Source organism: Streptomyces sp. CLCI03 (assembly GCF_053615355.1).
Genome location: NZ_CM132132.1, coordinates 4579066 through 4602431, shown reverse-complemented (window position 1 = coordinate 4602431; position 23366 = coordinate 4579066). Strand labels below are relative to the sequence as shown.

General features: G+C 71.1%; 23 protein-coding genes. 11 read left to right on the top strand and 12 right to left on the bottom strand.

Going from position 1 to position 23366, the window contains the following annotated elements; genetic code table 11:
* Positions 1-12: 12 nt before the first annotated feature.
* From ACWG52_RS21330 to ACWG52_RS21315, 4 genes are all read right to left on the bottom strand, one after another.
* A complete protein-coding gene (locus ACWG52_RS21330; RefSeq protein ID WP_390140627.1) occupies positions 13-501 on the bottom strand; it encodes an ATP-binding protein in 489 nt (162 codons plus the stop codon).
* Positions 502-886: 385 nt separating this feature from the next.
* Positions 887-1783 carry an acyl-CoA dehydrogenase family protein gene (locus ACWG52_RS21325; protein WP_390168246.1) on the bottom strand — a complete coding sequence of 299 codons (897 nt, stop codon included), beginning with the start codon at positions 1781-1783 and terminating at the stop codon, positions 887-889.
* Between the two features lie 5 nt (positions 1784-1788).
* Positions 1789-2946: an acyl-CoA dehydrogenase gene (locus ACWG52_RS21320; RefSeq protein ID WP_389816487.1), complete on the bottom strand. Its 1158-nt coding sequence runs from the start codon at positions 2944-2946 to the stop codon at positions 1789-1791.
* Positions 2946-4151 carry an amidohydrolase family protein gene (locus ACWG52_RS21315; RefSeq protein ID WP_389816490.1) on the bottom strand — a complete coding sequence of 402 codons (1206 nt, stop codon included), beginning with the start codon at positions 4149-4151 and terminating at the stop codon, positions 2946-2948. Before ACWG52_RS21315 ends, ACWG52_RS21320 begins: the two co-directional genes overlap by 1 nt.
* A 133-nt stretch (positions 4152-4284) precedes the next feature.
* Here ACWG52_RS21315 and ACWG52_RS21310 point away from each other — a divergent pair, with 133 nt between their 5' ends.
* Both ACWG52_RS21310 and ACWG52_RS21305 read left to right on the top strand, forming a co-directional pair.
* Positions 4285-5838, top strand: coding sequence for an AMP-binding protein (locus ACWG52_RS21310; RefSeq protein WP_390140623.1), 1554 nt, complete (start codon positions 4285-4287; stop codon positions 5836-5838).
* Positions 5839-6013: 175 nt separating this feature from the next.
* Entirely contained in the window at positions 6014-6547 is a 534-nt protein-coding gene (locus tag ACWG52_RS21305) for an NUDIX hydrolase (protein WP_390140621.1), read from the top strand.
* Here the strand turns inward: ACWG52_RS21305 and ACWG52_RS21300 are convergent.
* Positions 6517-7875 (bottom strand): hypothetical protein, encoded by a 1359-nt coding sequence (locus ACWG52_RS21300; RefSeq protein ID WP_390168244.1) that lies wholly within the window; start codon positions 7873-7875, stop codon positions 6517-6519. The two genes, ACWG52_RS21305 and ACWG52_RS21300, sit on opposite strands and share 31 nt — an antisense overlap.
* A gap of 448 nt (positions 7876-8323) precedes the next feature.
* Here ACWG52_RS21300 and ACWG52_RS21295 point away from each other — a divergent pair, with 448 nt between their 5' ends.
* From ACWG52_RS21295 to ACWG52_RS21280, 4 genes are all read left to right on the top strand, one after another.
* Positions 8324-8455, top strand: a complete 132-nt coding sequence (locus ACWG52_RS21295) for a hypothetical protein (protein ID WP_453125616.1) — start codon at positions 8324-8326, stop codon at positions 8453-8455.
* Between the two features lie 160 nt (positions 8456-8615).
* Entirely contained in the window at positions 8616-8771 is a 156-nt protein-coding gene (locus tag ACWG52_RS21290) for a hypothetical protein (RefSeq protein ID WP_188268456.1), read from the top strand.
* Between the two features lie 180 nt (positions 8772-8951).
* Positions 8952-9281: a hypothetical protein gene (locus ACWG52_RS21285; RefSeq protein WP_453125614.1), complete on the top strand. Its 330-nt coding sequence runs from the start codon at positions 8952-8954 to the stop codon at positions 9279-9281.
* Complete coding sequence (locus ACWG52_RS21280) at positions 9215-10060, top strand: aldo/keto reductase (RefSeq protein WP_390168240.1); 846 nt, start codon at positions 9215-9217, stop codon at positions 10058-10060. The genes ACWG52_RS21285 and ACWG52_RS21280 overlap by 67 nt, the downstream gene beginning before the upstream one ends.
* Here the strand turns inward: ACWG52_RS21280 and ACWG52_RS21275 are convergent.
* From ACWG52_RS21275 to ACWG52_RS21265, 3 genes are all read right to left on the bottom strand, one after another.
* Positions 10051-10908: a hypothetical protein gene (locus ACWG52_RS21275; protein WP_453125612.1), complete on the bottom strand. Its 858-nt coding sequence runs from the start codon at positions 10906-10908 to the stop codon at positions 10051-10053. The two genes, ACWG52_RS21280 and ACWG52_RS21275, sit on opposite strands and share 10 nt — an antisense overlap.
* A gap of 203 nt (positions 10909-11111) precedes the next feature.
* Positions 11112-12404, bottom strand: a complete 1293-nt coding sequence (locus ACWG52_RS21270) for a zf-HC2 domain-containing protein (protein WP_389816499.1) — start codon at positions 12402-12404, stop codon at positions 11112-11114.
* The gene (locus ACWG52_RS21265) at positions 12401-12964 is read right to left on the bottom strand and encodes a sigma-70 family RNA polymerase sigma factor (protein ID WP_386019400.1); all 564 of its coding nucleotides are present in this window, start codon (positions 12962-12964) and stop codon (positions 12401-12403) included. Before ACWG52_RS21265 ends, ACWG52_RS21270 begins: the two co-directional genes overlap by 4 nt.
* 302 nt (positions 12965-13266) lie before the next feature.
* Here ACWG52_RS21265 and ACWG52_RS21260 point away from each other — a divergent pair, with 302 nt between their 5' ends.
* Entirely contained in the window at positions 13267-13785 is a 519-nt protein-coding gene (locus ACWG52_RS21260; RefSeq protein ID WP_389816502.1) for an EF-hand domain-containing protein, read from the top strand.
* A gap of 229 nt (positions 13786-14014) precedes the next feature.
* On the opposite strand, the gene purU is transcribed toward ACWG52_RS21260, so the two are convergent.
* Both purU and ACWG52_RS21250 read right to left on the bottom strand, forming a co-directional pair.
* On the bottom strand, positions 14015-14893 hold the full coding sequence (purU, locus tag ACWG52_RS21255) for a formyltetrahydrofolate deformylase (RefSeq protein WP_030732426.1): 879 nt from the start codon (positions 14891-14893) through the stop codon (positions 14015-14017).
* A gap of 14 nt (positions 14894-14907) precedes the next feature.
* Entirely contained in the window at positions 14908-15354 is a 447-nt protein-coding gene (locus ACWG52_RS21250) for an SCO4402 family protein (protein ID WP_030732423.1), read from the bottom strand.
* A 199-nt stretch (positions 15355-15553) separates the two neighbouring features.
* On the opposite strand from ACWG52_RS21250, the gene ACWG52_RS21245 reads away from it, so the two are divergent.
* A complete protein-coding gene (locus ACWG52_RS21245) occupies positions 15554-16843 on the top strand; it encodes an ABC transporter substrate-binding protein (protein ID WP_389816506.1) in 1290 nt (429 codons plus the stop codon).
* 56 nt (positions 16844-16899) lie between these two features.
* Here the strand turns inward: ACWG52_RS21245 and ACWG52_RS21240 are convergent, their stop codons facing one another.
* Positions 16900-18210: a hypothetical protein gene (locus tag ACWG52_RS21240; RefSeq protein WP_453125608.1), complete on the bottom strand. Its 1311-nt coding sequence runs from the start codon at positions 18208-18210 to the stop codon at positions 16900-16902.
* 155 nt (positions 18211-18365) lie between these two features.
* Positions 18366-19745: a transcriptional regulator gene (locus tag ACWG52_RS21235; RefSeq protein WP_389816512.1), complete on the bottom strand. Its 1380-nt coding sequence runs from the start codon at positions 19743-19745 to the stop codon at positions 18366-18368.
* Between the two features lie 222 nt (positions 19746-19967).
* Here ACWG52_RS21235 and ACWG52_RS21230 point away from each other — a divergent pair, with 222 nt between their 5' ends.
* From ACWG52_RS21230 to ACWG52_RS21220, 3 genes are all read left to right on the top strand, one after another.
* The gene (locus ACWG52_RS21230) at positions 19968-20648 is read left to right on the top strand and encodes a bifunctional DNA primase/polymerase (RefSeq protein WP_375944705.1); all 681 of its coding nucleotides are present in this window, start codon (positions 19968-19970) and stop codon (positions 20646-20648) included.
* Positions 20649-20832: 184 nt separating this feature from the next.
* On the top strand, positions 20833-21675 hold the full coding sequence (locus tag ACWG52_RS21225) for an ABC transporter ATP-binding protein (RefSeq protein ID WP_030732403.1): 843 nt from the start codon (positions 20833-20835) through the stop codon (positions 21673-21675).
* A complete protein-coding gene (locus ACWG52_RS21220) occupies positions 21672-23363 on the top strand; it encodes a transporter (protein ID WP_389816515.1) in 1692 nt (563 codons plus the stop codon). The genes ACWG52_RS21225 and ACWG52_RS21220 overlap by 4 nt, the downstream gene beginning before the upstream one ends.
* Positions 23364-23366 lie beyond the last annotated feature (3 nt).

The following is a 23366-nucleotide window of genomic DNA, read 5'->3' as shown; positions in this document are numbered from 1 at the left end:
GTCAACACCTCGTTAGAGGTACAAGCGCGGTTCCCGGGACGGGGTATGAAATTCCGACGGGCCGTCGGAGGTCCGCTCGAAGGGCCGCTCGGAGGCGCAGTCCGAGGTCGATTTCTGCGCGCGGTCGATCTCGCACCAGATCCGCTTGCCCGCGCCCTCGCGCTGCCAGCCCCAGCGGTCCGCCAGCCCGTCGACCAGCTCCAGACCGCGCCCGCCCGTGTCCTCCCCGCACGCCTGCCGGCGGTTCGGCGCCCGGTCGCTCGTGTCGGCCACCTCGACCCGCACCCCCGGCCCCCCGAACAGCATCCGCAGCACGGCCGGACAGCCCGTGTGCACGACCGCGTTCGTGACCAGCTCGGAGATCAGCAGGATCAGCGTCTCGGCGAGCGGCTCGTCGTCCCCTATGCCCGACCCGGCCAACCGGGAACGCGCCCACCGGCGGGCCCGGCCGACCTCGGCGGGATCCGCTCCGACCTCCAGCTGAACCTGAAGCACCTGCACCGCTCACACCATCCGAACCGGCGGACACTTCGCCTCGCGACAGGACGGGATCACCGACTGTGACCCCCTTCCGTAGCAGCATGGTTGACGTACAGTCACCGCAACAAGCGCTTCGGGCATATTCGCACGCGAAGGACTGGGCGTGGTGCATACTGTGCGGCGCTCGCGCCGCTCAACCGCTCGCATTCGTGGGAGCGTACCGGAGCAGTCCTCCGCTTCCGGGCCGGAAGGGGTTGGGCGAAGGACACAAACCGATATCAACTCTCTGTAATCGGACATGCGTCCCGTGTCGTCCTTCCCGTGCCTCCACATCACCGTGAGCTACGCCCACCGAGGGCCCCTGGTCGGCCCCCTCGCCGTGATCACCTACCCCGCCGGGCGCGGCCTATCCCGCCGAGCCCAGCAGCTCCCGCGCCAGCAGCTCCTCCGCCTGCGCCGCCGTCCGCCACTGCTCGGACCGCACCCAGGCCCGCTTCAGGTGCAGGTGCACGTCCGCCTCCCAGGTGAAGCCCATCCCGCCGTGCACCTGAAGGCAGTCCCGGGCGCCCCGCACCGCCGCCTCGTCCGCGAGGAGCTTGGCCGCGGCCACCTCACCCTCGTCCCCCGTCACCGCCGCCGCGTAGACCGCCGTACGCGCCACCTCCGCCCGCACCAGCATCCGCGCGCACAGGTGCTTGACCGCCTGGAACGCCCCGATCGGCTGCCCGAACTGCTCGCGCTCGCCCGCGTACCGCACGGCCAGCTCCACCGTCCGCAGCGCACTCCCGAGCTGCAGCGCGGCCGTCAGCAGAGCCCCCTCCTCCCGGTACGCCGAACAGTCGCCCGCCTCCGCCACCCGGTGCAGCGGGGTCAGCGGGTCCACCGAGCGCACCGGCTCGCCCGCCGGCACCCCGGACGCCCCCAGCACCGCGTCCGCGTCCGCGAGGTGGGCCACCAGCGGCCCGCCCAGGTCGAAGGCGCTCACCACCGCCGTCCCCGCCGCCGCCCCCGGAACCACCCCGGCGGCCAGGTGCGTGGCCACCAGCGGCCCCGGCACCAGCGCCCGCCCGGCCTCCTCGAAGACCAGCACCGCCTCCGGCAGCCCCAGGCCCACACCTCCCTCGGATTCCGGCAGGCGCAGCGCGAAGAAGCCCGCCGCACCGAGCTCCCGCCACAGGACGCGGTCCACGCCCGTGCCCGAGTCCACCGACGCCCGCAGCGCGTCCCTTCCGTACCGGCCCGCCAGCAGGTCCCGTACACCCGCCCGCAGATCCCTCTGGTCCTCGGTCGGCTGGAAGTCCATGCCCCTCACCGGCCCTTCGGGAGGCCGAGGATCCGCTCGGCGACGATGTTCCGCTGGATCTGCGAGGTGCCCGCCGCGATCGTGTACGAGAGGGACGAGAGCCGGTCCAGCACCCACCCCTGCTCCAGATCCAGGGACTCGGCCCCGAGCACCTCGGCCGCCGTGTCGTACAGCTCCTGGCGGGCGTGCGAGTAGGCGAGCTTGAAGACGGAACCGCCGATGCCGGGAACCCCGCCCGCCGACCGCTCGGCCTCGCTCACGTTCCACTGGGTGAGCCGCCACAGCGCGCCGAACTCCCCGTACAGCCGCCCCAGCCTGCGCCGCAGCACCGGGTCGTCCCACCGCCCGTCGGCCTTCGCCCGCCGGGCCAGTTCCCCCAGGGTCCGGCGGCAGGCGACGACCTCACCGACGAAGGCGGTACCGCGCTCGAAGGACAGCGTGACCATGGTGACGCGCCAGCCGTCGTTCTCCGCGCCGACCCGGTCGGTCACCGGAACCCGTACCTCGTCGAGGAACATCTCCGCGAACTCCGTCGACCCGGCGAGCGTGCGCAGCGGCCGCACCGTCACGCCCGGCGCGTCCATCGGCATGGCCAGCCAGGAGATCCCCCGGTGCTTGGGCGCCGCGGGATCGGTGCGCACCAACAGCTCGCACCAGTCGGCGACCTCCGCGTGCGAGGTCCAGATCTTCGACCCGGTGATCACGTAGTCGTCGCCGTCGCGCACCGCCCGGGTCCGCAAGGAGGCCAGGTCGGAACCCGCGTCCGGCTCGCTGAACCCCTGGCACCACACCTCCTCGCCGCGCAGGACGGGCGGCAGCCAGCGCGCCCGCTGCGCCGCCGTGCCCTCGGCGGCGATCGTCGGTCCGGCGTGCAGCAGCCCGACGAAGTTCGCGCCGACGTACGGGGCTCCGGCGCGCTCGGTCTCCTCCAGGAAGATCAGGTGCTGGGTCGGGGTGGCCCCGCGGCCGCCCGCGTCCACCGGCCAGTGCAGGCCCGCGTACCCGGCCTCGTACAGCCTGCGCTGCCAGCCGAGGTCGTAGGCGCGCCGGCCCGGCCAGTCGTCGGGGGACGGTGCGGCGGGCAGCTCGGGAAGCACCTTGGCGAGCCACTCGCGCAGCCGGGCCCGGAAGTCCTGCTCCTCCTCGGTGTAGGTCAGGTCCATCAGCGGCGGCTCCTGTCCAGGTCGAGGCCCAGCATGCGGATGGCGTTGCCGCGCATCAGCTTGTAGATCGTCTCGTCGTCGAGGCCCTTCACGTGGTCGAGGGCGACCTCCTTGGTGTGCGGGAAGGTCGAGTCGACGTGCGGGTAGTCGGTCTCGAAGGTGGCGTTGTCGCGTCCGACGACGTCGAGGGAGGCGATCCCGTGCTTGTCGCGGAAGAAGCAGCAGAACATCTGCCGGTAGTAGTACGTGGACGGCGGCTCGGGGATCAGGTCGCGGACCCCGCCCCAGGCGCGGTGCTCCTCCCAGACGTCGTCGGCCCGCTCCAGGGCGTAGGGGATCCAGCCCATCTGACCCTCGCTGTAGGCGAGCTTGAGCGTCGGGAACTTCACCAGGACGCCGCTGAAGAGGAAGTCCATCATCGAGGCCATCGCGTTGTTGAAGCTGAGCGAGGCCTGCACGGCGGGGGGTGCGTCGGGGGAGGCGGCGGGCATCTGGGAGCTGGACCCGATGTGCATGTTGACCACCGTGCCGGTCTCCTGGCAGACGGCGAAGAAGGGGTCCCAGTAGCCGGTGTGGATGGAGGGGAGCCCGAGGTAGGTGGGGATCTCGGAGAAGGTGACGGCCTTCACCCCGCGGGCCGCGTTGCGCCGGATCTCCGCCACCGCCAGGTCGATGTCCCACAGCGGGATGATGCACAGTGGGATCAGCCGGCCGCCGCTGTCGCCGCACCACTCCTCGACCATCCAGTCGTTGTAGGCGCGTACGCAGGCGAGGGCGACCTCCTTGTCGTGGGCCTCGGCGAAGGTCTGGCCGCAGAAGCGCGGGAAGGTCGGGAAGCACAGCGAGGCCTCGACGTGGTTGAGGTCCATGTCGGCGAGGCGCGCCTTCGGGTCCCAGCAGCCGCGGCGCATCTCCTCGCGGGTGATGCCCTCCAGGGTCATGTCGTCGCGGTCGAAGCCGACGGCGGCGATGTTGCGCTTGTACGGGAACTTCAGGTCCTCGTAGATCCACCAGTCGGTCGGCGGGCCGTCGGGATCCATGGTGATGACGTACCTGCCGCCGGTGTAGGCGAGCTCGCCGATGCCGGCGGTGAGCGCCTTGGGGCCGCGGTCGCGGTATTTGGCGGGCAGCCAGACGTCGAACAGGTGCGCGGGCTCGATCACGTGGTCGTCGACGCTGATGATCCGAGGCAGTCCCAGTTCCATGGCAGTCTCCCCAATGCATCGATCTGATGGATCGTCAGAAACAAGCTAGCCCCGCCACCCCTGGACCGACAAGCGTCGGCGCTCTACGCTCTGCGCTTGATCTGACTATCCGTCAGCTATGGGGAGGTCTGGGATGACGGACACCGCGACCGCGACAGAACTGAGCCGGTCCCGCACCCTGTGGGAACTGATCTCCCGCCGGGCCGCACTGACCCCGGACACCACCGCCCTCATCGAAGCCGCCGACCACCCCGCACACGACCGCCGGCTCACCTTCGGGCAACTGCGCGACCGCTCCGAACGCGTCGCCGCCGGCCTCCACCACATGGGCGTACGCCCCGGCACCGTCGTCGCCTGGCAGCTCCCCACCCGCATCGAGACCGTGCTGCTCTCCGCCGCCCTCGCCCGCATCGGCGCCGTCCAGACCCCCGTCATCCCCTTCTACCGGGACCGCGAGGTCGGCTTCGCCCTCCGCGACTCCAAGGCCGAGTACTTCGCCGTCCCCGGCACCTGGCGCGGCTTCGACCACACCGCCATGGCCGCACGCCTCGGCGCACGCGGCACCTTCGAGGCCTACGCGACCCTCCCCGACGGCGACCCCGCCCTGCTCCCCGCGCCACCCGCCTCCGGCACCGACGTCCGCTGGATCTACTGGACCTCCGGCACCACCTCCGACCCCAAGGGCGTCCTGCACACCGACCGCTCCCTGATCGCGGGCGGCTCCTGCCTCGCCCACGCCCTGCGCCTGCACCCGTCCGACGTCGGCTCCATGGCCTTCCCGTACGCGCACATAGGCGGCCCGGACTACCTGGTGATGCTGCTCCTCTACGGCTTCCCCGCCGTCCTCTTCGAGAAGTTCGCCATGCCGGACGCCCTCGACGGCTACCGCCGCCACGGCGTCACCGTGGCCGGCGGCTCCACCGCCTTCTACTCCATGTTCCTGACCGAACAACGCAAGGCCCCGGACACCCCCCTCATCCCCACCCTGCGCCTCCTGGCGGGCGGCGGCGCCCCCAAACCGCCGGAGATCTACCACGCGGTCGTACGGGAGCTGGGCTGCCGGCTGACCCACGGCTACGGCATGACCGAGGTCCCCATGATCACCATGGGCGCCCCGGACGACACCCCCGAGCACCTCGCCACCACCGAGGGCCGGCCCCCGGCGGGCATGTCCATCCGCATCACCGCCCCGGACGGCACCGAACTCCCCCCGAACACCGACGGCGAGGTCCGACTCCGGGGCGAGGCCGTCTGCCAGGGCTACCTCAACGGCGACGAGTCGACGGACGCCTTCGACCCCGACGGCTACCTGATCACGGGCGACCTCGGCCACCTGACACCGGACGGCTACCTGGTCCTCACCGGCCGCAGCAAGGACGTCATCATCCGCAAGGGCGAGAACATCTCGGCGAAGGAGATCGAGGACCTCCTCCACCAACTCCCGGGCATCACGGACGTGGCGGTCATCGGCCTCCCCGACCCGACCCGCGGCGAACGCGTCTGCGCGGTGGTGGAACAACCCCCGACGGCCGCCCCCCTGACCCTCCCCCAACTGACCGCGTACCTCCGCACCCAAGGCCTGGCCACCCACAAGCTCCCGGAACAACTGGAACTCCTGGAATCCCTCCCCCGCAACGAGACCCTGCGCAAGGTCCTGAAGTACAAGCTCAGGGAGCGCTACGCGTAGAGGTCGGGGGCGGTAGCCGCCACGAGCGGTGGCATCGAGGAACGAGAGCTTCCCGGCCTGGGCGGTACATCCCCCCACAACGCATATTCGTCACTCTGACGTGAAATTCCCTGAACCGGGCGGCCGTTCAGCGGGGCTCTGCGATGCTGGAAGCCGATCGAGAGGGGCCGCAGCGATGCAGTGGAAGATCCACGGGGAACGTCCGATCTACGAGAACAAGTGGGTGAACCTGTGGCTCACCGACATCGAAACGCCGGACGGCCACCGCTGGGAGCACCACGTCGTCAAGCTCCGGCATTTGGCCGTGGCCGCCGTGCTCAACGACCGTAAAGAGGTCCTGATGATGTGGCGCCACCGCTTCATCACGGACGCCTGGGCCTGGGAGCTGCCCATGGGCCTGGTCGAAGCCGACGAGACCCCCGGGGAGGCTGCCGCCCGTGAAGTCCTCGAAGAGACCGGCTGGCGTCCGGGCCCGATGAAGCCGCTGATCTACGCCGAACCGGCCAACGGCATCACGGACTCGCAGCACCACCTGTTCCGCGCGGACGGCGCGACGTACGACGGCCCGCCGACCGAGAAGAACGAGTCGGACCGGATCGAGTGGATCCCACTGGCGGACGTCCGGGGCATGATCGACCGCCGCGAGATCGTCAGCAGCGGCTCCCTGGTCGGCCTCCTCTACGTCCTGATGGACGAGGGGGTTCGCTGACCTTGCGGGGGAAGCATCGCTCGTAGACGTGCCTCGAAGGCAACCGCGGCCGGCACCTCGCGATAGGGCGCAAGCTGCTCGTAGAACTCGCGAAGGTGCCCGGCCACCCGCTCGGACGACACCGCCGCGGCAGGCACCAGCGCCTCTATCGCCGTATGGCACGCCTGGTCGAGCTTGCCCCGTTGGAGCTGCGTACGGGCCAGCCAGAAGGCATGGAACGCCCGGCCGCGCTGGTTCGCAGGATCCTCGCGCGCCAGGGCATCCGAGATCAGCGGTTCGGCGATCGCAGTTTCCCCAAGACGGCCGTGCGCAATGCCGGTGTCCACGATGAGCTTCGGCTCGCCGAAGTACGTCACCCATGCCGGATCCGGGTCGGCCTTGTGGATGCGCTCGAACTGACCGTGAGCCTCGGAAATCGCGCTGTGCGTCGCCTTCCGGTCCCCCAATGTCGCGTGAGCGAAGGCTTCACGCATGGCAAGCATCGCCCGCACTCTCGGCGTCGCCCCCCTGGCTGCACGGGCCTGGTCCTGAGCAGCAGACACCAGCGCAAGCGCGTCCGCCGGCTTGTCCTGGTAGGTCGCTTGCAGGCTCATGCAGGCCAGCACGTTGGCCATGAACGGATGGTCGTCAATCTCTCTGGCCAGTTGCAGAGCCTCTGAGAAGTACGCGCGAGCCTGCTGGTACTGCCGGGCGTCGAAGTACGTCCAACCCGTCAGCCGCGCCAACTCCGCCGCGATGCCGTAGAGGCCGTTCTGTATCGGCGTCGGCCGCTGCCCCCTGAGCAGCCCTTCGACGTATCGCAGCTGGCCGACGACGGCTGGTCGCAGGGTCTCCCCGCCATGCTCGTCGTCACGTCGCCAGTAGTCCTCGATCGAGGACCGGAGCGCCTGGAGAGTGGAGGGGCTCGGCTTGGTGCCGGCAGCCAAGGCAAGGATGCCGTCCACCTCCACCCCGGGTAAGGCTGCAAGCGGCCTGAGCCCGGCAGGCGGGTGCACCGACTCTGCTGTCTCTCGCTCTGCCACGGCGAGCGCAGCCGGCGTTTCCCACTGCCGTCGGGCAAGCCCGAGCATGTGTCCCGGGATGCGCAACCCATCGGCAATCCGCTCGATCACGTCCATGTGGAGTAGCTGCCGGTGGCCCGCGATCACCTCCCCCACCCGGCTCGGCGTCAGCTCACACTGGCGCGCGATCATCGACGGGTAGACGCCTGCGCGCACCCTGACCAGGCGAAAGACCCTCGCGAAGTCGCGCACACCGCACGCCTCGATCATCTCGGGATCTGTGAGCAGGCTTGCCGGTAGTTCCTTCGTGCGACGTGGCTCGGGCATCGGGCACGCTCCGGAGGGAGACTACGGATAGCTTCAATGGGTCAACCGAAAGTGATGCTACCCAAGTTGGGTAATCTGCTGGGCCTTTCCGACCTGTCGTCCTGATCGCGATCCTTCTGGACATGGCGAAGCGACCGAGGACGACCGCCTCGAACAATTCGGCGGGTACTCCTGACACAGACCGAACGACCCTCGGGAAGACCCCTGGCCTGGGCCTAGAACCCCGCGTTCGGATGAGCATCCGGGTATCTCGGGACTCGGGCCGGACGTGGTCGCCGAGCACGCAGGTCTTGGAAGGCGACCCGTTCGACATCCTCTCCAACCCCGGCCGCTACCCCCCGTGCGAGTGCCCCCGCTGCGGCGGTCCGTCGTCGTCGGCCCGTGCCTTGCAACCAGCATCCATCACGCCGGGGGCGGCGTAGGCCGCCTTTCGGCGTTGAAAGCCCCCTTGGAGCGGGATTCCCGGTCCCGTCGTCGAGCACCGGGAGGTCGGCGCCAACAGCTCGCCGTGCTCCTCTACGCCGCTGCGGTCATCGTCCTGGTGGTCACCCTGGCCATTGCTGTCGATCCCGGCTACTGATCGGCAACCGGCTTCCGGTCCGAGTCCCGCGCTCGCTCCATCCGGGGCTGTACGCCACCCCCTCTCCTCAGCGGCTCGAACCACGGGCTAGTGAGGCATGCCCCCAACAGGGTTGGGCCGGCACCCGTCGGCTCTGGACTCAAAGGAATTGGAGACACACATGGCAGCGCAGAAGGAAGACCTTCTGATCGGCGTCGAGAGCCTGATCAGGGTCCAGGACCGCTTCACCGCTGCGGCGGCGGAGTCCGACTCCACCGGCACCTCCGCGGGGGACGACGGCGAGAACCGTGACGGCCTGAACCTCCCGCAGGAGTAGCAGCACCAGTACCCCACAGAACCAACCGGGGGCTCGTCATCCACGGCGGGCCCCCGGTCCTGCCGCTGGAACTCGCCGGGTCAGTGGAACGGGCAGCAGCGGCTTCTGGCCGACGCCGTCGTTGAGCTGGCTACGAAGCTGACCCCGCAGGACTTCTTCGATGCCCGGGAGCGGGAACGCTTGGCCGCCCGGCATGTCCCGGCCACCGGCTTGTTCGGCAAGCCCGCCGCCGTCGTCTGCGTCACCGATTTCGAGCCGGTGATCGAGCAGCACACCGACACCGTGGACGTCCTCGCGGCAGGCAAGAAGCTTTCCTTCGCCCGCACGGCGTACCCCGCCCTCGCCCTGCTGCTGAGCGGTCACCCCGTCAACATCGCCGACGCTGCCGAGAGGACCGGCCCGGACGTGGAGCAGCTCGCCGAGATCTTGATGAAGGAGGAACTGTGCACGGAGCTGACCCCCGCCTTGTCCTCGGCCTACACCGGTCTCGTCACCACCGCGACGTCCTGACGGCCGCACTCGACCTCGGCGTCACGGCTCTGGACACCGCAGCTCCCTACCTCGGCTTCCGCTCACACGCGGTGCTGTCCGAGACGGCCGCTGATCTGCTGCCGAAGTTCGCCCTGTCCACGAAGGTGGGCTTCTTCCCAGGCGCTGGGGGCGCTGAGCACTCCCTCGATCCAAGTCGGCTGCGCCTGGCCATCGAGAAGGCGGCCCGGGAACTCGGCAGCGAGCCCGACACTGTTCTCCTCCACAATCCCGAACGGAGCCTCACGAGCCTGGCCCCGACCGATGGACACACCCTCCTCGGCAGCGCTTGCACCGCCCTGGTCGACGCGGCCCGCGAGGGCCTGTGCGGCACATGGGGTGTGTCTTCGTGGGACACCCGGCCACTCGGCATGGTCGGTGTGGACGACCTGCCGTCTCCGGACGTCCTCATGGTCCGGGCCGGGTTCCTCGTGGGCATCGATCTCCTCGACACCACATCCGTCCTGCGCAATGCCTGGCAGGCAAGCGAGACCTGGGGGATGAGTCCGTTCGGGGGCGGCAACCGAAGAGTGTGGGAGGACTTCGACCCTCGCCTGTTCCTTCGACCGCCCCACGATGGGTTGTCCCGCGTGCAGGCAGCATTCCGTACGGCGTTCCACCTGCCGACTGCTGCCGCGGTGGCCGTCGGCACCGACGACCCCGGTCACCTGGCCCAGCTCGTCACGGCCCTGGGCGCGGAGGTGAACACCGCCGCTGTCAGTCAGTACCTGCGCGCCCTCCACGGACACCGTCAGAGCTGAAGCTCGGCCACCAAGCGCTCGGCCTCCTTCCGGGCCGGGGCCAGCAGCGGATCCTCCTCGTACGCGTGAGGTCCGACGATCTTCGACAGGAAGAACAGCGACATCAGCTTGCCGTCCCGGCACTCCAAGTCCGCACGTCGCTCCTGACGGACACGGTCCGCGAGCGCCGGGACGGCCAGCGCGTTACCCCACAGGGTGGCGGCGTCCAGGCCTCGGGGTGCCATGCCCCAGTCCTCCCAGTCGATGATGGAGAACGCCGGCCCCATCACGTTGGCCCAGGTGAGATCGGCATGAGCCGGAACCCACCGGTCGATCCGCGTATCAGTGATGCCGGGAAAGACATCGCAGAGTGTCTGCGTCACCTGCTCCTGGGTGATCGTCACCGTGTCCGGCGTCGCGATCCGCGGCGTCCGCTGTCCAGCGAGGGCGTCCAGAGAGGAGTTCAGGGCCGGCCACCACGCATCCGGCAGGCCCGGGTCTTCGAGCACCAAGGCGCCCTTGGCGACAGACGGCGACGCAAGCAACTCCAGCTCATCCGCACGCCACATCACCGGTTCCCCCGGCTCACGCCACGCCACGCCCTGGTACCACTCGGGCATCGCGACCCCCTGCAACACCGCAGCGGCCTCGGTCCCGTTCCAGCCCTGCGAGCCGATCCTCTCGAATCCCCGCCGCTCGATACGCACCCACGTCCCTCGATCTGTACGGCCACCCAAGGAGCGCCGTTTGCGCACCAGATCCTGCCGGTCGAGTCGCACACGAAGGGCCTGCTCCACTCGACCCACTACGCCGTCGACCGGCTGGCGGCGCAGATCCACGCGGGCGGCAACAGGCGGAGAAACAGCCATCACGACCTCCTCGGCGAGCGGTCGACGCTAGCAGGAACACGCCCGCCGGGACGGTGGTGTCGGACGACAGAGGTACGACCGGCTCGCCAGTCGTCGATGCAGTTGCGGATGTCGACAGCATCGGAGGATAGGAGGTACCCCTGCGCGCGAACCACTCGAAACCCCCGTATCCGTCCCTGACACCACCCGAGTGGCACCTTCCCCTACAGCCTGCTCAGCGACGCCGCCGCGAACAGCACGTCCCGGATCGCCTCGCGGTCGCCGTGCTGGCCCACCGCCGCCTCCTCCGGGGAGATGTGGCCTGCGGCCAGCTGGCAGAACTCGATGCCGTCCAGGGCGATCTCCGCCACCGTGCGTTCCGGCGACGGTTTCGCTCCCGGCGAGTCCAGCGCGATGTCCCAGCCTCCGCCGCCCGAGCCCTCGATCTCCAGGTGCAGGGTCCGCCCTGGCGCGCCCGCCGCGACCAGGCCCCGCACCGGAGCCGCCAGACCCGCGCGCCTGCGCTGCGCCAGTGCGCCCGGCAGGAGCCGCGCCGCCAGGTCGATCATCCCGTGCAGGTGCGGCCCGGCCGGCGGCTCGTACGGGTAGTCCACCGCCTCCGCGATGTCCCACGCGTGCACCCAGCACTCGAAGGCGCGCTCCAGGAACGCGTCGCCGAGCGGCAGTGCGAAGCCTCCGTAGTCCACGGCCAGCTCGGCGACTCCGCGGCCTGCGAAGGAGACCGTACGCACCAGCGTGTGGCCCTGTTCCCGCCACGGGTCTCGGACCTGCCGCGTGATCGGGTTCACCGACGCGCCCCAGAAGTGCTCCGTCCGCACGGTCGGACCGCCCTTCGGGGCGTCCGGCCCGAGCGGGTCGTCGAGTCCGAGTGCCGAGGCGATCAGCCCGTCGACCGTCAGCAGATGGCCGATCACCCCGGCCACCGTGGTGCGCTGCGACCGGCGCCGTTCCTCCTCGAACCACTTCAGCCGTACCGGGGTGTGCCATTCCGAGTCGCCGAAGTCCTGCAGCAGCGCGTCGAGCCGCGCGGTCTCGGTGTCGTAGGGACTCGCCCACACCGGCACCGGAATGCGCGCCGGCCGCTTGCCCAGGCAGTCCTCCAGGACGCGTGAACGCAGCAGCGGTTTCAGGTCGAGGTTCTCCTCCGGGTGCAGCAGCCCCACCGCGTCGCGCAGGCGCAGGGCTTCCTCCGCGCAGGGCGCGCACTCGGTGAGGTGGTCCTCCACCGCCTGGGTCTCCTCGGCCGAGCAGGCCGCCAGTGCCCACGCCCCGAGCAGGGACTTCAGCACGGCGTGGGAGGGCGGAGGCGGCGTGACCGGGGGCGGCGCGACCGCCGTCAGCTCGACGGGGGTCGACGGCATCGGCGGCAGCGGCGGTAGCGACCGCGGTGCGTGTCCCGGGTCGAGGTCGTCGGCGGCCCCGCGCGGACCGGGTATCCGCGCCTGCCCGCCGAGACGCTCGTATCCGTCATCGGGCGACTGGGGAGGGCCGTTCATCGAGGCGTTCCATATCCGGACCGGGCGGTGTCCTCCTGCGGGAGGGTGTTGGCGGTCGACAGCAGTTGCAGTCCGAGGCGCAGCCTGCGCCGCGCCTCGTCCTCGCTGATCTGCAGGTCGGCGGCGGCCTGCCGGTAGTCGCGCCGCTTGAAGTAGGCGAGTTCCAGCGCGGCGCGCAGGGGCGCGGGCATCGAGGTGACGATGTAGTCGGCGCGGGCGGCCGCGTTGGCGCTGCGCACCTTCTGCTCCAGCTCCTCGCGGGAGCCCCGGCCCAGTTCGGCCTGGCGCAGTCGGGCGACCGCCTGGCCCTGGGTGATCCGGGCGACCCAGGAGCGCATGGAGCCCTGCTTGGGGTCGTAGGCGTCCGGGTTCTCCCAGATGTACCCGAAGACCTCGCGGGTGATCCGGTCCGCGGCCTTCTCGTCGCCCAGTACCCGGTGCGCCAGGCTGTGCACGAGCGAGGCGAAGCGGTCGTACAGCTCCCCGAGCGCGGCGGCCTCGCCACGGGCGAGTCGCTGCTGCATGCGACGGTCCCAGCGCGGTGGTGCGTCCTTCGGCATGAATGCCCCCAGCCGTGTGTCGACGCATCGAATGTAGTGGGCACATGGCCGATCGCGCCTGTTTTGGAAGAACCTCACCCTGGAAGTGCGCCCTGCGTGATAGGTGCGTGGCAGGGCGTGAACGGTGGTACGGGTGACGGCACATGGGGACAGGTGTACGCGCCCCACCGCGCTCCCCGTGCGCGGGTTCGATGCGGCCGCCTCCTTGACCACTTCGCTTAACGCACAGGCCACGTAGGCCTTACGCTCCTGCCTTGTCTTGATCTGAACCCCACTGCACACGTGAAGGCGGAACGCCGAATATGGACAGCGCAGAATACGAGCGCAAGATCGCCGCCCGATTCGCCACCTTCGACCAGGACGGGTCCGGCTATATCGACCGGGAGGACTTCAGCGCTGCCGCGAAGGCCGTCCTGGCCGAATTCGGTACCACCGCCCGGTCGGACAAGGGCCAGGCCGTCTTCGCGGGCGCCGAGGCCTTCTGGCAGGGCATGGCCGGTATCGCGGACGTCGACGGGGACCAGCGGGTGTCCCGCGAGGAGTTCATCACCGGGGCCGCGAAGCGGCTGCGCGACAACCCGGAGCGGTTCGCGGAGATCGCGCGGCCGTTCCTGCGGGCCGTGATCGCGGTGGCGGACGAGGACGGCGGCGGCGCGACCCCACCGAACGCGGCCCGGGTGCTGCGCGTCCTGGGCACCGCCCCGGAGCTGGCCACCCAGGTGGCGGCCGCCCTGGACTCGGACAGCGACGGCCGCATCTCGGAGGACGAGATCCTGGCGGCCTTCGCGGGCTACTGCGGCGTGGAGGCCCCCGACGCGTAGCGCCTGCGGCGGGCTCGGCAGGTGACGGCGGGGCCCGGCCCCGCCCCCCGCAGCCGGCGTCGGGGTCAGGGCCGAGGCCGGTACCGGGGCTACGCGCGACCTCTCACCGGCCCCTGCGGCCCGGCTTCCCGGGGCGCCGCCCCGGACCCCGCGCCTCAAACGCCGGCGAGGCTGGATGGCGCGCGCTGCCACCGCCGTGGGCGCCACCCGTCGGCGAGGCCGCCGTTCGCTACGCGAAGACGACCGTGCGGGCGCCGTTGAGCAGGACGCGGTGCTCGCTGTGCCACTTCACCGCGCGCGCGAGCGCCTGGCACTCCACGTCCCGGCCGATCGCCACCAGCTGGTCCGGCGTCACCTCGTGGCCCACCCGCTCGACCTCCTGCTCGATGATCGGGCCCTCGTCGAGGTTCGCCGTCACGTAGTGCGCGGTCGCGCCGATCAGCTTCACACCTCGCGCGTGCGCCTGGTGGTACGGCTTCGCGCCCTTGAAGCTCGGGAGGAACGAGTGGTGGATGTTGATGATCCGCCCGCTCAGTTCGGTGCACAGCTTGTCGGAGAGCACCTGCATGTAGCGCGCCAGGACGACCAGGTCGACGTTCTCGGCGCGCACCAGCTCCAGCAGCTGCGCCTCCGCCTCCGGCTTGGTGTCCTTGGTGACGGGGATGTGCACGAACGGGATGTCGTAGGAGCCGACCAGTTCGGCGAAATCGGTGTGGTTGGAGACCACGGCCGCGATCTCGACCGGCAGGGCTCCGATGCTCGAACGGAACAGCAGGTCGTTCAGGCAGTGCCCGAACTTGGACACCATGAGGATGATCCGCATGCGCTCCTCGGAGCGGTGGATCTGCCAGTCCATCTTGAAGGAGTCGCCGATCGCGGCGAAGCTGGCGCGCAGCTTCTCGACCGTCACCGGGGGCTCGGCCTCGAAGTGCACCCGCATGAAGAAGAGTCCGGTCTCCCGGTCTCCGAACTGCTGGCTGTCCACGATGTTGCATCCGGTCATGAAGAGGTAACTCGACACGGCATGCACGATGCCCTGCTTGTCGGGGCAGGACATGGTCAGGACGTACTGGGGCTGGGCCTGGGCCTCGGTGTGCGGGTCGCTCATGACCGCACAGCCTTTCACACCGCGCGGGTGAGGATCTTCAACGCATCGAGCGACGTGGGTCGCACGTCGGGGTCGTCGCCGTCGGCTTCCGCGAGCCGTACGTGGGCCTCGCGCGCGGCACGTACCGCCTCGGGCCACGCGTGGTGCTCCAGGTAGGCGGAGACGGGGGCGTCGGGCCCGACCTGGTGGAGGATGCGGAGCACCCGCAGCACCGCGAGGTCGACGACGGCCGCCTCCTGGGAGTCGCGGAAGATCGTGCCGACGTACTTCTCGGCGGACCAGCTGTCGAGCCAGGTGTCCTCGACGAGCCGGTACACGGCGTCGGTGATGTCGCCGTACGCCTCGTCGCCGGTCAGCCAGGTGTCCTCGTGGAAGACCGGGTCGGAAAGCATGTGCAGCGCCGAGCGCACGTTGCAGCGCCAGCGCCACCAGGGCATGTCGTTGAGGGGCATGCCGCCCATGGTGGAGGAGCGGCCACCGCGTCGGGAAGGGTTCGTCGAACCTTGGGCGAATGTCACGCTTTCGATCGTACGTTCCTGGTCAGCGCGATCTTCAGGCGCCCACCCACGGGGATCGCGCCCCCGTAATTCACCTGGACGTCACCCGATGTTGTGTCCATCTCACTCGACAGTTACCGGTGGGGCGGAATGGTGCATGGACATGACCAACTCGCGACGTGTCGTGTCCCTCTCCCGCACCTTCGTGGCCACGGCGCTGGGTACGTGTCTCATCGCCGGATGCGGGACGATCCCCGGGGGCTCGGGGGGCTCCGAGGACACCGTCACCGTCCTGACCTTCGCGCCGGAAGACACCAAAGCGACCAACATGCCCGGAATGACCGGCATGGCCAAGGCGTACGAGCGCTGGGTGAACTCCAAGGGCGGGATCAACGGCCGCAAGCTTCGCGTACTGACCTGCAACGAGAAGAACACGGCGTCCGGCGCCGCCGACTGCGCCCGCAAGGCCGTCGCCGAGAAGGCCATCGCCGTCGTCGGCTCCTACAGTCAGCACGGCCGCGCCTTCATGGCACCGCTGGAGGCCGAGGGCATCCCCTTCATCGGCGGCTACGGAGTCTCCTCCGAGGAGTTCCAGTCACCCCTGTCCTACCCGGTCAACGGCGGCCAGCCCGTCCTGATCGCGGGCGCCGGTCACCAGCTGGGACGGGCCTGCAACCAGGTCGCCCTGGTCCGCCCCGACACCCTCGCGGGCGACACCCTGCCGGTCCTCCTCAACGCGGGGCTGCGGGCCAACAAGATGGCGGACGCCTCCGACATCCGGGCCGCCGAGGATTCGGCCGACTTCGGACCGGAGGCCCGCGAGGCCCTCGCGCACACCAGCGGTACCGGCAAGGAGAAGGAAAAGGAGAAGGGCTGCGTGACCGCCGTCCTCGGCGAGCGCACCGAGACCTTCTTCGACGCCTTCCGCCGGACCGACGCCCAGCGCAAGAAGCCGCAGATCTCCTCCGTGCTCGGCAGCGTCAGCCAGTCCCTGGTGGACCGCACGGGCGGCAAGGAGAGCCCCTTCGAGGGCGCGTACCTGACCAGCTGGTACCCGGTGGCCGCCGATCCGCTCTGGGAGCCCATGCGGAAGGTGGTCTCCGACTTCGCGTTCGGGGACGACACCGTAGACCCCGACGACAGCGGGGCGCAGACCACCTGGATCGCGTACACGGTGCTCAGCGAGATCCTCAAGCGGTTCAAGGAGGGCGAGCCGATCACCGGCCACAAGGTCAAGCGCGCCCTGAACGAGTCGCAGCCGGTCAACACCGGCGGTCTCACCCCGAACCTGAGCTGGCGCTACCAGGACATGCGCGCCGTCGCCGGCTTCCCCCGCATCGTCAACGGACAGGTCACCTTCCAGATCGTGCAGGCCGGGCGGCTCGTGGCGCAGCCCGGCGAGCGGTCGCTGGACATGACCCCGACCCTGGTGACGGCCCCGCCCATGGCCTGACGCGGACCCGGAGGCCCCGGCCCGCGGACCCCGGGTCCGCGGGCTCCGGGCCTGGCTCAGAGCTGGGACTTGTCCCGCTTGGTGAGGCCGTACTTGCCCGCGATCGCGTTCCACATGGTCGCGGCGGACTCCTTGGCCTTCGTGGCCTCGCCGCTCGACCGGTTGCCGTCCGAGGCGTTCTTCGTCGACTTGGCCTTGCCGTCCTTGCACTTGTCGTCGTCGACGTCGTCCGCCCAGGCCGCGTAGCTGTTGTCGGCGTCCGCGGAGGCCTGCCAGGCCTTGGTCAGGGACGCGGACAGCTTCGCGTGGTCCGGGAGCTGGTCCACCTTCAGCTCCTGGAGGCGGGTGATCAGCTCCTCGCGCTGGCGGGCCGCGTCGCGCAGGTCGGCGGCCGCCTGGTCGAGGTTGTTGCAGCCCTTGATGTCCTCCACGGCCTTGATCACGGCGGCTCGGCTGTCGTTGCTGTCCGCGAGGACCTTGTCCAGCTGGACGGCTTGCGGGCGGGCAGGGTCGACCGGCGCCTCGCCGCCGGGGGCCGCGGAACCACCGCTCGCCGTCGGGGCGGCGGCGACCGCGCCCGGGTCGTTGTTCTGCGGCTTGTCGTCGGCGAGCAGCGAACCGACGCCGAGCCCGACGACGGCCAGGCCGATCACCACCGCGGCGATGATCGCGGGCGAGACCTTGCGCCCGGTCTCCGGGGGCGGCGGGGGCGGGGCGTACTGCTGCTGCGGGTGGGGCTGCTGGTACTGCGGGTGCGGCTGCTGGTACTGGGCCTGCTGCGGGCGCTGCGGCTGGGGGCGCTGCGGCGGCCGGCGCAGCACGGGCTCCTGCACGGGCGGCAGGTGCTGCGTGTGCCCGGCGGAGTCGTCTCCCCGGAAGAGCCCGTCGAACCCGTCCACGGCGCGGTCGGCGGGGACCGGCGGGATGAACTGGGTCGCCGCCTCCTCGTGCGCGGGCGCGGCCGGCACAGGCGGGATGAACTGGGTCGCCGCCTCCTCGTGCGCGGGCGCGGCCGGCACAGGCGGGATGTACTGCGTCGCCGCCTCGTCGTGGCCGGGCGCGGCCGGGACCGGCGGAATGTACTGGGTCGCCGCCTCGGGCAGCGGCGGGTAGCCGTAGCCGTGCGGATCGCCCGGACCCTCGTAGCCGGGCCCCACCACATGACCGGGCGCTGCCTCCGGGCCGGGATAGGCCTGCGGATATCCGTACGCGGCCCCGGGCTGCTGCTGCAGCTGCTGCTGTTGTTCCGGCTGCTGCATCGCCTGCTGGGGTGCCTGCTGCTCCGGGTACGCCGGGTACCCGGACGCCGGGTCCGGACCCCACGGGCCACCCGGCTGGGGGGCGCCCCCTTGTCCGCTCTGCGTCACCGGGACTCCTTCTCCGACTCGCCCGACCCTACGGAACCGTCGGGTCACGCTACCCCGTCACGCACCGCCACCGTGAGAGCACCCCGAACCCCGTCCGGCCTCGCCCTACGGGTGTCCCGCCGATCGGGCCGGACCCGACCGACGGGACACCCCGCCTACGCCGTCACCTCCAGCCGCGCCGCGAACTCCCGCACCGCCGCCTCCTCCCGGTACGGCTCCAGCCTCGCCCGGAAGTCGTCCAGGTACTCCACCCCCCGGTTCGAGCGGAGCCCCTCCAGCAGTTCCGCCGCCTGCGTCGCCGTCAGACAGGCCTGTTCCACCTCCCGCTGCTGCACCTGCGCCGCCGCCAGCAGCAGCAGCCCGATGGCCCGGCGGCGCGCCTTGCCCGCCGGCAGGCCCCGCAGGGCCTCCTCCGCCCGCCTGGCCGCCGCGTCCGCCTGGCCCAGGTCGCGATGGCAGTGCGCCAGCTCGTCCGCCAGGTACGCCGCGTCGAAGTGGCGGATCCACACCGGGTCGTCGCCCGACTCCGGCTCCGCCCGCTCCAGCGCGCTCACCGCCCGCCCCGACAGCACCGCCGTCGCCCGGGCGTCCCCGAGCAGGGCGTGCCCGCGCGCCTCGGCCGCGTAGAACATGGCCTCGACCCGCGGGGTGACCTGCCCGCGCGTCCCCTCCTGGGCGGCCCGCGCCAGCTGCGCGATCTCCCGCGGGTTGCCCAGTTCGGCGGCGAGGTGGCTCATGGACGCCGCGAGCACGTAGCCCCCGTACGCCCGGTCCCCCGCCGCCTGGGCGAGGCGTAGCGCCTGGATGTAGTAGCGCTGGGCCAGGCCCGGCTGGCCCGTGTCCACCGCCATGTAGCCGGCCAGCTCGGTCAGCCGGGCCACGGCCGCGAACAGGGCCCGCCCGACGGGCTCCCGGTACGAGCCGCCGATCAGCCCCGAGACCACCGAGTTGAGGTAGTGCACGACCACCGGCCGCACGTGCCCGCTCCCGAAGCGGTGGTCGAGGTCCTTGAGGGCCTCGGTGGTCGCGCGGACCGCCTCCACGTCCGACATGCCGACCCGCGAACCGCCGCTGCGGGCGACCTGGGTGTCGGCCCCGGTGATCAGCCAGTCGCGGCTCGGCTCCACGAGCGCGGAGGCGGCCACGCTGGAGCCGGCGAGGAAGTCGCGGCGGCCGACGTCGCTGCGCCACAGCTCGCAGACCTGCTCGATGGCGCCGATGACGGTCGGGGAGAACTGCAGGCCGACGCCGGAAGCGAGGTTCTTCCCGTTGGCCATGCCGATCTCGTCGATGGTGACGGTCCGGCCCAGTTTGCGCCCGAGCGCCTCGGCGATGATTCCGGGAGCCCGGCCGCGCGGCTGCTGGCCGCGCAACCACCGGGCCACGGAGGTCTTGTCGTAGCGGAGATCGAGGCCGTGCTCGGCCCCGCACATGTTCACGCGCCGGGCGAGCCCGGCGTTGGAGCACCCGGCTTCCTGGATGAGCGCCTGCAGCCGTTCGTTCGGCTGGCGGGCGACGAGAGGCCTGGCTGCCATGAAAACCCCCTGCTGACCGCGGGTGATCCGTTGGAATGATCACTTCCCGCCTGATGTGCGGAGAATCTTCCGCTCTGCGTCGTGTCGCTACCCAACTCAGGCGCCCCGACCTCCTACGCGCCCCCACACGTGCACCAGTGCGCCCCGTATGCAGGATCGATGCTCCGCCCGCCCCTTGGTTTACGCCCGTAACCCCGGGTGACCCGAGGAGTTGTGATGGGCGTGGAAGAGACCATCGGAGTCACGGAGACCGCACCCATCCCCAAGCAGCGCGGCGAGCAGCTGCTGGACCATGCCGTGCGGTACGCGGAAGAACGGCACTGGGATGTCTTCGCCGGCACCTGGTTGGAGCCCGCGGACGGCCGCGAGCTGTGCTCCTGCGGGGCCGCGGACTGCCCGGCACCCGGCGCCCACCCGGCGGTGAAGGACTGGGCGGCGCAGGCCACCGGCAGCGCCGTGCAGGTCCGACGGATCTGGGCGAAGCACCCGCTGGCCTCGATCCTGCTGCCCACGGGCCGGACGTTCGACGCGCTGGACGTGCCCGAGTCGGCCGGATTCCTCGCGCTGGCCCGGCTGGAGCGGATGGAGCGCACCCTCGGGCCGGTCACCCTCACCCCCGACCACCGGATGCTGTTCTTCGTCCTGCCGGGTGCCGGGGTCAAGGTGCCCGACCTGGTGCGCAAGCTGGGCTGGCCGGCCGCCACGATCGACCTGGTGACGCGGGGCGAGGGTGAGTACGTGGCGGCGCCGCCCACCCGCTTCGGCGGCCGGGGCTCGGTCCAGTGGGCGCGGCGGCCCACGCCGGCGAACCGGTGGCTGCCGGACACGGAGGAGCTGATCGACGCGCTGGCGTACGCGTGCGGCAGCGAGGCCGCGGCGGAACGCAAGCGCCGCCAGGGCTGACCGAGCCGCGGCCCGCGCCCGCCGCGACCACCCTCCTCAACGGCCCGCCAGAACCGCCCGAACCGCCCGCCGGGCATGCGAAATCAGGGCGAAAACTGATGACATAAGTAACTGCTCAAGCCTCTCCCCCTCCTCCTATCGTGAAGCAGGAAAGACCAACGGGGACGTGATGAGAGGCAGGCGCATGCCGGACCAGGGCGATGCGACGGGTGGGACATACGGAACGGGTGGCGCGCGATCCGCGCCGCCCGCCGTGCGGGTGGAAGGTCTGTGGAAGCGGTTCGGCGAGCAGGTGGCCGTCGCCGGGATCGACCTGGAGCTGCCCGCCGGACAGTTCATCGGACTGGTGGGCCCGAACGGGGCGGGCAAGACGACCACGCTGTCGATGGTGACCGGCCTGCTCCGCCCCGACATGGGGCGGGTCCACGTCGCCGGGCACGACGTGTGGGCCGACCCGACCGAGGTGAAGGCACGGATCGGCGTACTGCCCGAGGGTCTGCGGCTCTTCGAGCGGCTGTCGGGCCGCGAACTCCTCGGCTACATGGGCCGGCTGCGGGGGCTGCCGGGCGAGGAGACCGACAAGCGGGCGACGCAGCTGCTGGACGTCCTCGACCTCGCGGGCTCGCAGCACAAGCTGGTCGTGGACTACTCGACCGGTATGCGCAAGAAGATCGGGCTGGCGGCCGCCCTGCTGCACAACCCCGAAGTGCTCTTCCTGGACGAGCCTTTCGAAGGCGTCGACCCGGTGTCGGCGCAGACCATCCGCGGGGTGCTGGAGCGCTACACCGCCTCCGGTGCCACGGTCATCTTCTCCTCCCACGTGATGGAGCTCGTCGAGTCGCTGTGCGACTGGGTGGCCGTGATGGCCGCCGGTCGGATCCGCGCCGCGGGCCCGTTGGCCGACGTACGGGGCTCCGCGCCCTCGCTGCAGGCCGCCTTCCTCGAACTGGTCGGGGCGCACGGGCGCGACGCGGCCGGGGACTCGCTGGAGTGGCTCGGCGGCGGCTCCGGGGCGGGATCGCGATGACCTCGCCCGCCTCGCCCGCCGACCGCGCCGCCGGCCCGGCCGGCACGGTGACCGCCTCCGCCACCGGAACCGCCGGAACCGCCGGGGCCTCGTCCGCCGCGGCGATCTCCCTGACCTCGGTCTTCGTCCGCCTCAAGCTGTCGCTGCTGCGCAACGGCCTGAAGGGCTCCTCGAAGCGCAAGGCCGCCTACTTCTCGACACTCGCCTTCGCCCTGATCGTCGGATTCTTCGTGACGCTCGGCCTGGCCCTGCTGCACGGGAACGCCCACGCGGGCACCGTCGTCGTCCTGCTGGCCGCCGTCCTGGCCCTCGGCTGGGCCTTCATGCCGCTGTTCTTCCCCACCGGCGACGAGACCCTCGACCCGAGCCGGCTGGTGATGCTGCCGCTGCGCCCGCGTCCGCTCGTACGGGCCCTCCTCGCCTCCTCACTGGTCGGCATCGGGCCGCTGTTCACGCTGTGCCTGGCCGTCGGCTCCGTCCTGGCCGTCGCGCGCGGCGCCGCCGGCGCGGTGGCGGCCGTGGTGGCCGCGCCCCTGCTGGTGCTCGGCTGCGTGACCCTCGCGCGGGCCATGGCCACGGCCAACGTGCGGCTGCTGACCAGCCGCAAGGGGCGCGACCTGGCCGTGCTCAGCGGTCTGCTGATCGCCGTGGGCGGGCAGCTGGCCAACTTCGCCAGCCAGAGCCTGTTCCAGTCGGGCGGGCTCGCCTCCCTGGAGCCCGTCGAGGCCGTGGTGCGCTGGCTGCCGCCGGCGACCGCCGTCGGCATGGTGGACTCGGCGAGCGAGGGTGCGTACGGGGTGGCGGCCGCCCAACTGGCCCTGACCCTGGCCGCCCTGGCCGGGCTCCTGTGGTTCTGGGAGCGGAGCCTGACCAAGCTGATGGTCACCCCGGACGGCTCGACCATCACGGCCGCCCGGCCGATGAAGGACCGTGGGGCGGGCGGGCTGTGGTCCCTGCTGCCCGGCGGCCGGACGGGCGCGACCATGCAGCGCACGCTGCGCTACGCCGTCCGCGACCCGAAGACCAAGGCGGCCTGGGTGACCGCGCTGGCGATCGGCATGATCATCCCGGTCTTCAACGCCCTCCAGGGCGCGGGATCCGTCTACCTCGGCTGCTTCGGCGCGGGCATGCTCGGCATGCAGATGTACAACCAGTTCGGCCAGGACACCTCCGCCTTCTGGATGGTCGCGCAGACCATCTCCTCCACGCGGGACGCGTACGTGGAACTGCGGGCGCGGGCCGCCGCGCTGGCCCTGGTCACCGTTCCGTTCACGGTCCTGGTCACCGTGGTCACGGCCGCGGTGATCGGTGACTGGTCGGCCCTCCCGGCGGCCACCGGCCTGGCCCTGGCGCTGCTGGGCTCGATGCTCTGCACGGGCGCCCTGGCCTCGGCCCGTTTCCCGTACTCGATCCCGTCGGACGGCGCCTTCAAGAACGTCGCCCCCGGTCAGGGCGGGCTGGCCTGGGCGGGCATCTTCGCCGGGCTGCTGGTCTCGGCGGTGATCTCCGCCCCGGTGATCGCCCTGACGGTCTGGTTCGAGGTGGGTGACCACCAGGGCCTCTCCTGGATCGTGCTCCCGCTGGGTGTCGTGTGGGGTGTGCTGGCCACGTGGGCGGGCCTGCGGCTCTCGGCCCCGAGAGTGGCGCGGCAGCTTCCGGAGATCCTCTGGGCGGTCAGCAAGGGCTGACCC